This is a genomic window from Streptomyces griseorubiginosus (genome assembly GCF_017614965.1).
GTDB classification, from domain to species: domain Bacteria; phylum Actinomycetota; class Actinomycetes; order Streptomycetales; family Streptomycetaceae; genus Streptomyces; species Streptomyces griseorubiginosus_B.
In genome coordinates, this window is sequence record NZ_WVUG01000019.1 from 1 (window position 1) to 13619 (window position 13619).

General features: G+C 72.0%; 16 protein-coding genes. 11 read left to right on the forward strand and 5 right to left on the reverse strand.

Annotation, left to right across the window (positions count from 1 at the left end; all coding sequences use genetic code 11):
* Window positions 1-146: 146 nt before the first annotated feature.
* The 9 genes from GRC12_RS06010 to GRC12_RS06050 all read left to right on the forward strand — a co-directional run bounded on the left by GRC12_RS06010 (window position 147) and on the right by GRC12_RS06050 (window position 9319).
* Window positions 147-614 (forward strand): potassium channel family protein, encoded by a 468-nt coding sequence (locus GRC12_RS06010; RefSeq protein ID WP_208778020.1) that lies wholly within the window; start codon window positions 147-149, stop codon window positions 612-614.
* Window positions 615-720: 106 nt separating this feature from the next.
* Window positions 721-2127: a cytochrome P450 gene (locus GRC12_RS06015; protein WP_208778021.1), complete on the forward strand. Its 1407-nt coding sequence runs from the start codon at window positions 721-723 to the stop codon at window positions 2125-2127.
* Between the two features lie 178 nt (window positions 2128-2305).
* On the forward strand, window positions 2306-2962 hold the full coding sequence (locus GRC12_RS06020) for a helix-turn-helix domain-containing protein (protein ID WP_208778022.1): 657 nt from the start codon (window positions 2306-2308) through the stop codon (window positions 2960-2962).
* A gap of 68 nt (window positions 2963-3030) precedes the next feature.
* Entirely contained in the window at window positions 3031-4356 is a 1326-nt protein-coding gene (locus GRC12_RS06025) for a M24 family metallopeptidase (protein ID WP_208778023.1), read from the forward strand.
* Window positions 4357-4440: 84 nt separating this feature from the next.
* Window positions 4441-5418, forward strand: a complete 978-nt coding sequence (locus GRC12_RS06030) for a thiamine pyrophosphate-dependent dehydrogenase E1 component subunit alpha (protein ID WP_208778067.1) — start codon at window positions 4441-4443, stop codon at window positions 5416-5418.
* On the forward strand, window positions 5406-6386 hold the full coding sequence (locus tag GRC12_RS06035; protein WP_208778024.1) for an alpha-ketoacid dehydrogenase subunit beta: 981 nt from the start codon (window positions 5406-5408) through the stop codon (window positions 6384-6386). The genes GRC12_RS06030 and GRC12_RS06035 overlap by 13 nt, the downstream gene beginning before the upstream one ends.
* A gap of 22 nt (window positions 6387-6408) precedes the next feature.
* Window positions 6409-7761, forward strand: coding sequence for an amidohydrolase family protein (locus tag GRC12_RS06040; RefSeq protein ID WP_208778025.1), 1353 nt, complete (start codon window positions 6409-6411; stop codon window positions 7759-7761).
* Window positions 7758-8633 carry a cupin domain-containing protein gene (locus tag GRC12_RS06045; RefSeq protein WP_208778026.1) on the forward strand — a complete coding sequence of 292 codons (876 nt, stop codon included), beginning with the start codon at window positions 7758-7760 and terminating at the stop codon, window positions 8631-8633. Before GRC12_RS06040 ends, GRC12_RS06045 begins: the two co-directional genes overlap by 4 nt.
* Window positions 8630-9319, forward strand: coding sequence for an SDR family NAD(P)-dependent oxidoreductase (locus GRC12_RS06050; RefSeq protein ID WP_208778027.1), 690 nt, complete (start codon window positions 8630-8632; stop codon window positions 9317-9319). Before GRC12_RS06045 ends, GRC12_RS06050 begins: the two co-directional genes overlap by 4 nt.
* 491 nt (window positions 9320-9810) lie before the next feature.
* Here GRC12_RS06050 and GRC12_RS06055 read toward each other — a convergent pair whose 3' ends face one another.
* The 5 genes from GRC12_RS06055 to GRC12_RS06075 are packed head-to-tail and all read right to left on the reverse strand — an operon-like array spanning window position 9811 to window position 12458.
* Window positions 9811-10458: an endonuclease gene (locus tag GRC12_RS06055; RefSeq protein WP_208778028.1), complete on the reverse strand. Its 648-nt coding sequence runs from the start codon at window positions 10456-10458 to the stop codon at window positions 9811-9813.
* Window positions 10455-10787 (reverse strand): DUF3140 domain-containing protein, encoded by a 333-nt coding sequence (locus tag GRC12_RS06060; protein ID WP_208778029.1) that lies wholly within the window; start codon window positions 10785-10787, stop codon window positions 10455-10457. Before GRC12_RS06060 ends, GRC12_RS06055 begins: the two co-directional genes overlap by 4 nt.
* Window positions 10788-10827: 40 nt before the next feature.
* A complete protein-coding gene (locus tag GRC12_RS06065; protein WP_208778030.1) occupies window positions 10828-11310 on the reverse strand; it encodes a Dps family protein in 483 nt (160 codons plus the stop codon).
* Complete coding sequence (locus tag GRC12_RS06070; protein WP_280117429.1) at window positions 11307-11588, reverse strand: WhiB family transcriptional regulator; 282 nt, start codon at window positions 11586-11588, stop codon at window positions 11307-11309. Before GRC12_RS06070 ends, GRC12_RS06065 begins: the two co-directional genes overlap by 4 nt.
* Before the next feature lie 27 nt (window positions 11589-11615).
* A complete protein-coding gene (locus GRC12_RS06075; protein ID WP_208778031.1) occupies window positions 11616-12458 on the reverse strand; it encodes an alpha/beta hydrolase in 843 nt (280 codons plus the stop codon).
* 117 nt (window positions 12459-12575) lie between these two features.
* Between GRC12_RS06075 and GRC12_RS06080 the strand changes: the two genes are divergently transcribed.
* Entirely contained in the window at window positions 12576-13349 is a 774-nt protein-coding gene (locus GRC12_RS06080; RefSeq protein ID WP_208778032.1) for a sulfite exporter TauE/SafE family protein, read from the forward strand.
* Between the two features lie 92 nt (window positions 13350-13441).
* The gene (rpmG, locus tag GRC12_RS06085; protein ID WP_133048041.1) at window positions 13442-13606 is read left to right on the forward strand and encodes a 50S ribosomal protein L33; all 165 of its coding nucleotides are present in this window, start codon (window positions 13442-13444) and stop codon (window positions 13604-13606) included.
* Window positions 13607-13619 lie beyond the last annotated feature (13 nt).

A 13619-nucleotide genomic window follows, 5' to 3' on the forward strand; every position in this document is an offset into this window, starting at 1 on the left:
GTGGGTGGGTGCGGCCCGCCGCGCACGCGCGCACCGGGCCGGGGGGTGAGTGGCGTCCGCTGCAACCCGAACGCCGCGCCCCGCATGCCCGGACATCCGCGCGCGATGACACTGACCCCATGCCGACCCCTCCCACGGAGTGATGCGTGCTTCCCGGATTCCTCGCCCGCGCGGTCCAGTTGCTGCTCGGCCACCAGGGCCGCTCGCTGCACCTGAGGGCGGCCGGTGGCGCCACGGTCGTGCTCGCGGTGGTGATGCTGGTCGGCTCCTGGGCCGTCGTCGCCGCCGAGGACGGCGCGCGGCGCGCCAACCTGAGGACGTACCCGCAGGCGCTGTGGTGGTCGATCGAGACGGCGACGACCGTCGGATACGGCGACTTCTACCCCGTGACCCTCGGCGGCCGGATCATCGCCGCCGTCGTGATGATCGTCGGCATCACCACGTACGGCATGGTCACCGCCGCCCTGGCCACCTGGTTCGTCGGCCGGGAACAGCAGCGGCGTCACCATCTCGCCCGCAGCGCCGAGGAGTTGGGCGAGCAGACCGCCCACGCCCTGCACGAACGCTTCGACCGGCTGGAGCGGTTGATGGCGGGGAAGGGCGAACGGGGCTGAAAACGCCCGGGCTACCGGCGAGTACCCCCACCCTGTGACGGACGGGACACGTGAGGTAGGGTCCCTGCGGTCCACGGGCGACAGTCGTAAAGGGGGCCACGGAGCCATGGAATCCCACCTGGTCGACATAGGCGGCGCGGCCTCGGGCGAGGCGCGGCTCGAGGAGCTCGCCCCGCAGCCGCTGCTGACCCGGGACTACGAGACCCGGCCCGCGCTCGTCTACGAGCGGCTGCGCGACCTGCACGGCCCGGTCGCCCCGGTCGACCTGCTGGGGGTGCCCGCCTGGCTGGTGCTCGGCTACCGCGAGTCGCTCGAAGTGCTCCAGGACGACGCCGCCTGGCCCAAGGGGCTGGAGAACTGGCGCGCCCGCTCCGAGGGCCAGGTGCCCGCCGACTGGCCGCTGGGCCCCTCCCTGGAGGTCAACCACGTCCTGATCCAGGGCGGCCCCGCCTATCCCGCCCTCCGCTCCGCCTGGGACGCCGCCCTGCGCCCGTTCCAAGACCCGCGCCAGCCGCAGGCCAAGCGCCTGAGGAACGCCGTCACGGGCTACGCCGACGAGCTGATCAGCCTCCTCGCGCAGGGCGGCCGCACCGGCCACGCGGATCTCTCGGCGCAGTTCTCCCGCCCGCTGCCGCTGATGGCGGCGAGCCATCTGCTGGGCTTCCCCGGCTCCCAGGGCGACGACGCCCTGATGGACATGTGGCGGGTCCTCGACGCGGGACCGGACGCCGAACCCGCCCTGGAACGCCTGCTGGTGACCCTCGGCGACCTCGCCGCCGCCAAGATCGACAAGCCGGGCGACGACTTCCCCTCCCTCCTGGTCGCCGCCCATCCCGACCTCCCGGTCGACGCGCTGGCCCGGGAACTGTTCATGCTGCTCGGCATGACCTCCGACCACGTCGGCATCCTCATCTCCAACACCGTCGTCGAGGTGATCTCCGGCGACCGGGAGGGCGGGGTGCGCACCGCGCTGTCCGCGGGGATGGTCCGCGAGACCATGAACCGGGTGGTCATGCGCAAGCCGCCGCTGGTCAACTTCGTACCGCGGTTCGCCGCCGAGGACACCCGGCTCGGCAAGTACACGATCCGCGCCGGGGACCCCGTGTGGGTGTCCTCCGCCGCCGCGCACGCCGACCCGCTGTTCGCCGGGCAGATGACCACGGGCTCCAGCATCAGCAGCCGGGCCCATCTCTCCTGGGGCGCCGGACGCCGCCAGTGCCCCGCCCGCGAGCTGGCCTCCACCATCGCGATGGCCGGAGTGAGCCGTGTCTTCGAACGCTTCGACCATCTGGAACTCGCCCTGCCGGTCGACCAACTCCCGTGGCGCTCCTCGCCGTTCATGCGCGGCCTGCGCTCCCTGCCGGTGCGCTACGAACTCGCCGGGCCGGTGCCGGCAGCGCCGCCGACCCCAGTCCCGGACGTCCCCGACGCACCTCCGGTACCGGACCAGGCGGCCAAGCGGCGGTCCTCGCTGTGGCGGTACCTGACCGGGCTGATCCGCTCGAACGGCTGATCCGCCGGGCGCCGTACGGGGTGGGGACGGTCATGGCAGCGGGTGGTACCGGCCACCGTTGCCGTTCCACCGCTCAACCGAGCGGCCGATCCCCGCGGAGGGAACGGTTGCCCCTGGTGCCGTGTGCGGCCGGGGCTGTTCAATGGTGCTGCACATTCCGCGCCTGAGAGGAGCCGCCGTGTCCCCCGCCGCCGTGCCGCCCGTCGGGGCGCGCATCCGGCAGGCACGCCTGGCCAAGGGCGTCAGCCTGCGGGCCCTCGCGCGGGAGATCGGCGTCTCCGCCAGCCTCGTCTCCCAGATCGAGACCGGCAAGAGCCAGCCCTCGGTGAGCACGCTCTACGCCATCACCACCGCACTGTCGATCTCCGTCGAGTCGCTCTTCGACGCGTACGAGGACCAGGGCGCCCTCGCCCCGGCGGCGACCGCGTCGGGCGCCCCCGCCACCGTCCTGCACGCCCTCGCCGCCTTCGCCGCCGACCCCGGCCGCCGCATCGGCCCGCTGGTCACCGGCGATGAGCGCGAGACGCTGGAGCTGGACTCGGGCGTGGTGTGGGAGCGCCTCGGCCATGTCCCCGGCACCGACGTGGACTTCCTGCGGGTGACCTACCGGCCCGGCGGTTCCTCCTCCAGCTCCGGCGGTCTGATGCGGCACGCCGGGACCGAGTACGGCTATCTCGTCTCCGGCGAGCTCGTCCTGACCCTCGGCTTCGACGAGCACGCCCTGCGTCCCGGCGACGCCGTCTGCTTCGAGTCGACGACCCCGCACCGCTACCGCAATGATGGAGCTGAGCCGGCCGTCGGCGTCTGGTTCGTGTTCAGCCAGGGTGTTCAGTAACCAGGGTGTTCAGTAACACTTGACAGTCGCAGGCGGCGGTCGTCTACTCCCCAGTGGGGGTGGTCGCCATGGCGATCCGCACATATGGACCCAATGCCGTCGACTGGGAAGAGCGCATCGACCTGGACCGGCTGCGCAGGCAGCGCCTGGCCCGGCTCAACGACACCCTGAACCGCTCCTCGCTCGGTGCCGTGCTCAGTTTCGACTTCGCCAACATCCGCTACATGACCGCCACGCACATCGGCACCTGGGCGATGGACAAGCTGATCCGCTTCGCCCTGCTGGTGCGCGGCGGCGAGCCGGTCGTCTGGGACTTCGGCTCGGCGGCCCGCCACCACCAGCTCTACAACCCGTGGCTGGACTACAGCGACGGCAAGGGCGGGCCGCCCAGCGGCGCCCGGGCCGGGATCTCCACCCTGCGCGGCGCCTTCCACCCGGACGCCGGGATCGCCGAGGACGTGGCCCGCAAGATCGCCACCGAGCTGCGCGATCACGGCCTCGCGGACGAGCCGCTCGGCATCGACGTCGCCGAGATGCCGGTCCTCGCCGCCCTGCGCGCCGAGGGCATCGACGTCGTCGACGGCCAGCAGATCTTCCTGGAGGCCCGCCGCACCAAGACCGGCGATGAGATCTCCCTGCTCACCCAGGCCTGCGCGATGGTCGACGCGGCCTATGAGGAGCTGTACGGGTATCTGCGCCCCGGGGTGCGGGAGAACGAGTGCGTCGGACTGGTGAGCAAGGTGCTGTACGACCTCGGCAGCGAGTACGTCGAAGGTGTCAACGCCATCTCCGGCGAGCGCTGTTCGCCCCACCCGCACGTCTACAGCGACCGGCTGATCCGCCCCGGCGACCCCGCCTTCTTCGACATCCTGCACAGCCACCTCGGCTACCGCACCTGCTACTACCGCACCTTCGCCGTCGGCAGCGCCTCCCGCGCCCAACGCGACGCCTACGTCCGCTGCCGCGCCTACATGGACCAGGCCATCGCCCTCGTCCGCCCCGGGGCCACCACCGCCGACATCGTCCAGGTCTGGCCGCGCGCCGAGGAGTTCGGCTTCGCCGACGAGACCGCCGCGTTCGCGCTGCAGTACGGCCACGGGGTCGGCCTGTCGATCTGGGAGAAGCCCATCTTCAGCCGGCTGGTCTCCCTCGACCACCCCGAAGTCCTCGAGGAGGGCATGGTGTTCGCCCTGGAGACCTACTGGCCGGCCGCCGACGGCTGGTCCGCGGCCCGGATCGAGGAGGAGCTGGTCGTCACCGCGGACGGCTGCGAGGTCATCACCAAGTTCCCGGCCGAGGAACTGCTCGTCGCGGGCCGCAAGTACTGGACGGTCGGCGGCGAGCTGAACACCCGGCGCGAGTCCCAGTCCCATCTCAACACCGGGGACCACTGATGGAAGCGACCGGATGATGTTTGCGACCGATGGATGGAAGCGACCGAATGATGGAAGCGACCGAATGATGGAAGCGACCGAATGATGGAAGCGACCGAACTCCTCGCGCTGTACGAGCGGATGGCCCTCATCCGCCGTACGGAGAAGGCCGCGCACGACCTGTTCATGTCCGGCCTGGTCAAGGGCACCACCCATCTGGCCGCCGGGCACGAGGCGATCGCCGTCGGAGCGAGTGCCGCCTTGCGCCCCGACGACTACGTCTTCGCCACCTACCGCGGCCACCACCACGCCATGGCCCGCGGCGCCACCCCGGAGGAGTGCCTCGCCGAACTCATGAGCCGCGCCACCGGGCTGTGCGGTGCCAAGGGCGGCTCGATGCACCTCACCAAGGCGTCCGCGAACATGCTCGGCTCCTACGCCATCGTCGGCGCCCACCTCCCCATGGCCGTCGGCGCCGCCTGGTCGGCCCGGCTGCGGGGCACCGGACAGCTCGCGGTCGCCTTCTTCGGCGACGGCGCCACCAACATCGGCGCCTTCCACGAGGCGCTCAACCTGGCCGCCGTGTGGAAGCTGCCGGTGCTGTTCGTCTGCGAGAACAACCTGTACATGGAGTACACGCCGATCGCCGACGTCACGGCCGTGCCCCGCCCCGCGGCCGACCGGGCGCCCGCCTACGGCGTCCCCGGCGAGGTCGTCGACGGCAACGACGTCGTCGCCGTCCGGGAGACCGTGGCCGCCCTCGCCGAGCGGGCCCGTGCGGGAGACGGGCCCGCGATCGTCGAGGCCGAGACCTACCGGCACTTCGGGCACAGCCGCGCCGACCCGGCCACCTACCGCCCGGCCGAGGAGGTCGAACGCTGGCTGGGGCACGACCCGTTGGACCTGGCGCGCGGACGGCTCGCGGAGCTGGGCGTGGACAAGGAGACGCTCACCGCCGCCGACGAACGCGCCCGTGACGCCGTACAGCGGGCGGTCGACGCGGCGAAGAACGCGCCGCCGCCCGATCCGCGCGAGGCGCTGACCGACGTGTGGGCGGACGGAGGTGCGGCATGGCGGACGTGATCACCTACCGGGAGGCCGTCGCCGAGGGCATCGCCCGCGAGATGCGCCGGGACCCGGCCGTGGTCTGCCTCGGGGAGGACATCGCCGAGGCGGGCGGGGTGTTCAAGACGACCGTCGGACTGCTGAAGGAGTTCGGGCCCGAGCGGGTGTGGGACACGCCGATCTCCGAACAGGCCATCGTGGGCGCGGCGATGGGCGCCGCGATGACCGGGATGCGGCCGGTCGCCGAGATCATGTTCTCGGACTTCCTGGCCTGTTGCTGGGACTACCTCGTCAACGAGATACCGAAGGTGCGGTACATGACGGGCGGTCAGGTCACGGTCCCGCTCGTCGTGCGCACCGCCAACGGCGGCGGCCTCGGCTTCGGCGCGCAGCACTCCCAGGCCACCGAGAACTGGGCGCTGACCGTCCCCGGCCTGAAGATCGCGGCCCCGGCCACCCCCGCGGACGTCATCGGCATGATGGCGGCCGCGATCCGCAGCGACGACCCGGTGGTGTTCTTCGAGCACAAGGGGTTGCTGGCGAGCAAGGGAGCCCCGCCGCCACCCGGCCATGTGGTGGAGCTGGGCCGCGCGGCCGTCGTCCGCGAGGGCGCCGACATCACGCTGGTCGCCCTCGCCTCGATGGTGCCGGTGACCCTGACGGCCGCCTCGCGGCTGGCCGAGGAGGGCATCGACGTCGAGGTCGTCGACCTGCGCTGTCTGATCCCGCTCGACACGGCCACCGTCCTCGCCTCCCTGGGAAAGACCTCCCGGCTGATGACCGTCGAGGAGAACCCGTACCAGGGCGGCTGGGGCGCGACCCTCGTGTCGGTCGTCGCCGACGAGGGGTTCGGGCTGCTGGACGCGCCGGTGCGCCGGGTCGCGGCGGAGTGCGTCCCGCTGCCGTTCGCGGACGCCCTGGAGGAAGAAGTCATCCCCACCGTGGACAAGGTCGTGGCGGCCGTCCGGAGCCTCGCCGCGTACTGAACACTCCTGAGGAGGAAGCGCGATGACCGATCGGACACTCCTTCGCGCCGGGTACGTCATCTCGATGGACCCGGACGTCGGGGATCTGCCGCGGGGGGACGTCCTCATCGAGGACGGGAGGATCGCCGCCGTACAGCCGGCGATCACCGCAGACGCCGAGGTGCTCGACATGACCGGCAGGATCGTGATCCCCGGGTTCGTCGACACCCACCGCCACACCTGGGAGGCGCCGATCCGGGGAGTCGCCCCCGACGCCACCCTGGACGACTACTTCGTGGACATCCTCGACACCTTCGCCCCGCTCTACACCCCCGAGGACGTGTACGCGGGCAACCTCGCCGGCGCCCTGGAATGCCTCAACGCCGGGATCACCACCCTCGTCGACTGGTCCCACATCAACAACACCCCCGAGCACCCGGACGCGGCGGTCCAGGCCCTCACCGAGTCCGGCATCCGGGCCCAGTACGCGTACGGCAGCGCCAACACCTCCCTCGCCGAGTACTGGTTCGAGAGCAAGATCGCGATTCCGGGCGACGACGTCCGAAGGATCCGCGCCAAGTACTTCGCCTCCGACGACGGCCTGCTCACCATGGCCTTGGCCACCCGCGGCCCCGGCTTCTGCCTGAACGACGTCGTCACCTCCGAATGGGCCCTCGCCCGCGAACTGGACATCCCGATCACCGTGCACGTGGCGATGGGCCGCCTGGCCGGCCGCTTCGGCATGGTGAAGCAGCTGAACGACCTCGGTCTGCTCGGCCCGGACACCACCTACATCCACTGCTGCTACCTCCACGAGGACGAGTGGCGGATGGTCGCCGACAGCGGCGGCACGGTGTCCGTCGCGCCGCAGGTGGAGACCCAGATGGGGCACGGCTGGCCGCCCGTGATGAAGGCGATCGAGTACGGCCTGCGGCCCTCCCTGAGCATCGACGTCGTCACCACCGTCCCCGGCGACATGTTCACCCAGATCCGCGCGGCCTTCGGCGCCGAGCGGGCCCGGGTCAACGCGGACTGCTGGCAGGCCAACATGCCGGTCCCGAGCACGATGTTGACGGCACGTCAGATGCTGGAGATCGCGACGAGCAACGGCGCGCATGTCGCGGGACTGGAACACCGCACCGGTTCCCTGACCCCCGGCAAGCGCGCCGACGTCGTCGCCCTCGACGCCACCGCCCTGAACGTCGCGCCGGTGCACGACCCGGCCGCCGCGGTGACCCTGTCTGCCGATGTCTCCAACGTCGACCTGGTCATGGTCGACGGCGTGATCCGCAAGCGCGACGGGAAGCTGACGGCCGACGTGGCGCGGGCCCGGCGGCTGGTCGAGGAGTCCCGTGACCGGCTGCTGGCCGCGAAGGAGGCGAAGAAGACGGCATGACACGGCACTTGGTGCGCCGGGCCGCCGACCTGCCCACACCGCTCTTCGACCGGCTCGACCACCGGCGGACGACGCTGGTCGGCGAGGAGGACGGCAGCGTGCACACCGGCTTCGGGCTGAACGAACTGCGGCCCGGCGGCCGGGTGCGGGCCCATGTCCACTCGTACGAGGAGAGCTTCCACCTCCTCGACGGGACCGTGATCCTCGACCTGCCCGAGGGCTCGTACCTGCTTCAGGAGGGCGACTACGGACTGCTGCCGACCGGCGTACCGCACGCCTGGCGCGGCGCCGGGGACACGGTCGCCCGCTGGGCGGACATGCTGGCGCCGGTCCCACGGGCCCGCTACGGGTACGACACCCAGACGGTGCCGGAACTGCCCGCGCGCGACCCCGTCCGCGTCGACGTCCGCGACCCGCGCACCCGCCTCTTCGGCCACTTCGAGCCCGCCCAGATGGACCCGGGCAAGCAGTCCCAGGACCTCCTGGCGGTCTCGGCGAGCATGCGCACCGCCCTGCTCGTCTACAGCGGCATCACCGTGAAGATGATGGTCGACAGCGACCTCGGCGCGGTCGCCTCGACGATGTTCATGGTCCAGTACGCCCCGGACGGGGTCGCCGGCACGCACGACCACCCCTTCGAGGAGACGTACTTCTTCCTGGAGGGGGAGGCCGAGGCGGTGTTCGACGGAGAGATCCACCGGCTCGGTCCCGGCGACTGCGCCTGGGCGGGCGCCGGTTGTGTGCACGGCTTCTCCAACACCGGTGTGGGGCCGCTGCGTTGGCTGGAGACCCAGGCACCGCAGCCACCGTCCCGCCACTCGTACCGGTTCACCCGGGACTGGGAGTATCTGAGGGAGGCGCTGGAGTCATGAGCAGTGTCCTCGTCGTGGGCGGTACGTCGGGCATCGGCCGCGAGTTCGCCCGGGTCCGCGCCGAGCGGGGTGACGAGGTCGTCCTGACCGGCCGGGACGCCGAGCGGGCCGCCACGGTCGCGAAGGAGACCGGCGCGCGCGGTCTCGCCCTCGACCTGTCCCGGCCGCGCGAGATCGCCGAGGCGCTGGCCGACGTCGGCCGCGTCGACCACCTGGTCCTCGCGGGCGTCTCCCGCGACGAGAACCGGGCCACCGACTACGACATCACCGCGGCCCTGCGCCTGGTCACCCTCAAACTGGTCGGCTACACCGAGGTCGTGCACGTGGTGCGGCCCCGGATGACCGACGACAGCGCCATCGTGATCTTCGGCGGCCAGGCCAAGGAGCGCCCCTATCCGGGCGCGACGACGGTGGCCACGGTCAACGCGGGCGTACGGGGTCTGGTCAACACCCTCGCCGTCGAGCTGGCGCCCGTCCGCGTCAACGCGATCCACCCCGGTGTGGTCGGCGACAGCCCGTACTGGAAGGCCAAGCCCGAGGAGGTGCTCGCCGCGCTGCGCGCCAAGACCCCGACCGGGCGGCTGGCCACCATGGCGGACGTCGTGGACGCCGCCGACTTCCTGCTGCGCAACCGGTCGGTCAACGCGGTGGAGTTGAGCGTGGACGGTGGGTGGCTGCTCGGATGACCGGCCCCCCACCGACAGCCGCCGTGCCCGGCACCGCACCGACAGCCGCCGTGCCCGCACCGCACCGACAGCCGCCGTGCCCGCACCGCACCGACAGCCGCCGTGCCCGGCACCGCACCGACAGCCGCCGTGCCCGGCACCGCACCGACAGCCGCCGTGCCCGGCACCGCACCGACAGCCGCCGTGCCCGCACCGCACCGGCGGTCGTCGTGCCCGGCACCGCACCGACAGCCGCCGTGCCCGCACCGCATCGACAGCCGCCGTGCCCGCACCGAGCCGGCGGTCTCCGTGACCCGCACCGGGCCGGCGGTCGCCGCGTTCGGCACCGGGCCGGCGGTCGCCGTGGTCGGCACCGGCCGGATGGGCGCCGCCATGGCCGTCCGGCTGCGCTGCGGCCGGCTCCCGGTCAAGCGGGCCGCGCGGGCCAACCGCCCGCCGGTTGTGCTCCTCTGCTCGCGTAGTCCGACGGACGTCCGAGCAGTCTGGCACGATCACGCGGCGCGACGGAGACTGTCTTCGGCCACCTCCTTGTCCAGCGCGGCCCGAACCAACGCGGCTGCCAGAACGGCCGGTTGGGTGTCCCCGGCGAGCTTCACGAGCCGGGCGGGATCCTTCGGCAGCCCCAGCCGCTCCGCTCCGTCGAGCGCCTTGCGGTCCAGGTACGGTCCCACCTCCGGCCACACCCGCTGCACCTCGCGCAGGAAGATGTCCGCGCCGGCCGGCCCCATCCCGGGTATCTCCCGCAGCAGCCGCCGCAGTTCACCGACGTCGCCGTCCGCCTCCTCGCGCATCCGGCGCAGATCACCGCCCCACCGGTCGAGCAACAGCTCTGCTCCGTCGCCGAGTTGGGTGGCGGTGCGCTCGTCGTAGCGCCGGTAGCCGCCCCGGCCCAGCGCGTCGACCCGCTCCTGCCAGTCGGCCTCGGCGGTCCGCCGCGGATCGCGCAGCCCGGCCCGGGACAGCTCCCGGGCCGTGGCGACGGCGATCGACCCGCGGATACGGGCGCTGAGCAGCAGCGCCAGAACCAGCAGCCGGTACAGCGGCTGCGGGGTGTCCCGCAGCGTGATGCCCGCCTCCTCGGCGAACGTCCGCCCGTGCGCGCCCACCAGCTCCCGCACCAGGCGCCGTTGGTCGGTCATGGCCTGAGCGGGTCGTGACCGAGCGACATCAGCAGGTGCCGGCGCCGGGTGTCCTCCGGCTCCGGCTCGTTCTCCACGTCCGTCTGCGCGGTCACCGTGTCCACCACCTCGTACATCACCTGGATGTCGTCCTCGGTGAGGTCGGTGCGCCGCTTCTGCAGGATCGCGAGGACGTGCTGTCCGGTCGGCGAACCCGCGTGCTCGGGCAGCGGTTCGGTGGTCTCGTCGGCGTCGCTCACCCGCAGCCAGGCGGCGAGTTCCTGTGAGGTCATGTTCACCACGCGGTGGAAGTCCTCCCACAGCGCGTCGAGTTCGAGGGCGTCGGTCATCACGTCCCCTTTCCGTACGTACGTGTTCGGCCGCGTCCGCTCAGTTCTCGCGGGGGAAGTTCTCGGCCGCGAACATCCACCGCTGCTTCTCCAGGTCGGCGGTGATGGCGATCAGCAGGTCCTGGGTGACCGGATCCGGCTCCTCGGTCGCGGTGATCCGCTCACGCAGCCGTCCGATGGCCGCTTCCAGCGACTCGACGACGAGCTGCACGACCTCGGTGTCGCGCTGCCAGCCGTCCTTGGACCCCGGCAGCGTGTAGGACGCGGCGATCGTCTCCGGCCGGCCGTCGGGCGGCAGGCCCAGGGCGGCGGACCGCTCCGCCACCGTGTCGGCGTAGGTGCGGGCCGTGTCCACGACCTCGTCGAGCTGCAGATGGATCGAACGGAAGCGCGGGCCCACGATGTTCCAGTGCGCCTGCTTGGCGATCAGTGAGAGCCCGAGGAGATCGACGAGTGTGCTCTGCAGCGCCTCACCGGCGACCTCGCGGGCCGGCTCGGGCAGCGTGCTCTTCACCACGGTCATACGGTGCTTCTCCTTCTGGCGTCGGTCGTGCCGGTACGGAGCAGCGCGACGCGTTCGTCCTCGCAGGTGCCGCCCCAGACCCCCGAGAGCTGCCCGCTGCCGAGCGCGTAGTCGAGGCACTCGACGGCCACCGGGCAGCGGGCGCAGACCCGTTTGGCGGCGGCGATGTCCCGCAGCGCCGGTCCTTCGGTGCCGACGGGGAAGAACAGCTCGGGGTCCTCACCCACGCAGGCCGCCCTGCGCAACCACTCCATGCGGGCGCGGGTGCCCCGGGGCATGCGCAGCAAACGCCACGTATGTCCGTCTCAACTCTTGATCACGCCGTCCAGGAAGCGGACCAGCTCAGCGAAGACCTCGGCCTTGTCCGTCTCGTGGAACACCTCGTGGCGGGCGCCGGGGAAGACCCGCTCGGTGAGGTCGCCGCCGCTCAGCCGCTCGACCCCGACCCGGCTCCCGGCGAGCGGCACCAGCCGGTCGTCGTCGCCGTGCAGCCACAGCACCGGCAGCCGGCCGACGTCACCGCCCTCGGCCACCCGCTGGAGCGTGCGCGCGAACGCCTCCACGGTCGGCCGCTTCATCGGCCCGTGCCACACCAGGGGATCCGCCGCGTACGCCGCCCCCACCGCCGGGTCCCGGGACAGCGCGGCCGGACTGATCGGCTTGTCCGGGATCTCGTCGAGCGCCAGCAGCCGCCCCGGCAGCTCCCAGGCCCCGATCACCGGCCCGGACAGCACGAGGGCGGCGAGCTCGTCGCCGTACCGCTGGGCGTACCGGGCGGCGATCAGCCCGCCCATCGAGTGCCCGACCAGCACGAGGGGCAGCCCGGGGTACGCGCCCCGGGCCAGCTCGGCCACCGCGTGCAGGTCACCGACGACGTCCTCGAAGTCCTCGACCAGAACCCGCTCCCCGGCCGACTTCCCGTGCCCGAGATGATCGGGTCCGAAGACGGCGGCCCCGTGCCGCACGAGCACCCGGGCCGGCTCCTCGTACCGCCCGATGTGTTCCCCGTAGCCGTGCGCGATCAGCGCCAGGTACCGCGGCCGATCATGGGACTCATGGGGCCGATCATGGGGCCGCTGATGGGGCCACTCACGGGCGACGAGGGCGCCCCGGCTCCCGGCCAGGACGTGCTCGCGGGCATCGGCCATGTCTCCTCCAGCTGACTGGGCGGGGGTTCGTCCTCGCCGGCGGCACCGAACGTCGGGTGCCAACCCGCGAGACGGTACTTACCGCACCGGTTGTCTGCACATAGCATCGGTCCCCGCATGAACACGATGACGCTCTGGCACATATCCGGCTGGGGGTTCGCCGCCCTCGCCTGCGCCGCCCTCCTCGTCGGCTTCTCCAAGACCGCCGTGAGCGGCGCCAACACGGTCAGCCTCGCGATCTTCGCCGCGGTGCTTCCCGCCCGGGCCTCCACCGGCGTCCTGCTGCCCATCCTGATCGTCGGCGACGTCCTGGCCGTCCTCACCTACCGCCGGCACGCCCACTGGCCCACCCTCTGGCGTCTGTTCCCGGCGGTCGCCGCGGGCGTGGTCGTCGGCACGCTGTTCCTGGTGTGGGCCGACGACCAGGTCGTACGGACATCGATCGGCGCGATCCTGCTGCTCATGGCGGGGGTGACGGTGTGGCGGCGGCGCACGGCGGAGAGCGAGGAGGAACCGGACTCGGTGACCACCCGGACCGGCCGTCTCAAGGCCCGCTCCTACGGCGTCCTCGGCGGCTTCACCACGATGGTCGCCAACGCGGGCGGCCCGGTGATGTCGATGTACCTGCTCTCCGCCGGCTTCCGCAAGCTGGGCTTCCTGGGTACGTCGGCGTTCTTCTTCCTGATCGTCAACGTCTCCAAGGTCCCCTTCAGCGCCGGCCTCGGCCTGATCGACGGCCACTCGCTGCTCCTGGACGCCGCGCTCGCCGTGTTCGTCGTGCCCGGCGCGTTGATCGGCAAATGGGCTGTGAACCGCATCAACCAGCGCCTTTTCGAGCAACTGGTGATCGCGGCGACGGTCGTCGGCGGTCTCCAGCTGCTCCTGCGCTGACCCGGGAATGCGGCGGGGGGCCGTGCTGTTACACCGCATGTGATTGACATGCCTGGATCAAAGATCCGGGGCATGGGTGAAGGGAGGACCTCATGGCACGCAGCACCGCGCGCCCCGTCGTCAAGCTGAAGTCGACGGCCGGAACCGGTGTCACCTACGTGACCCGCAAGAACCGCAGGAACGACCCCGACCGGCTCGTCCTGCGCAAGTACGACCCGGTGGCCGGCGCGCACGTCGAGTTCCGCGAGGAGCGCTGAACCAGCCGGAGCG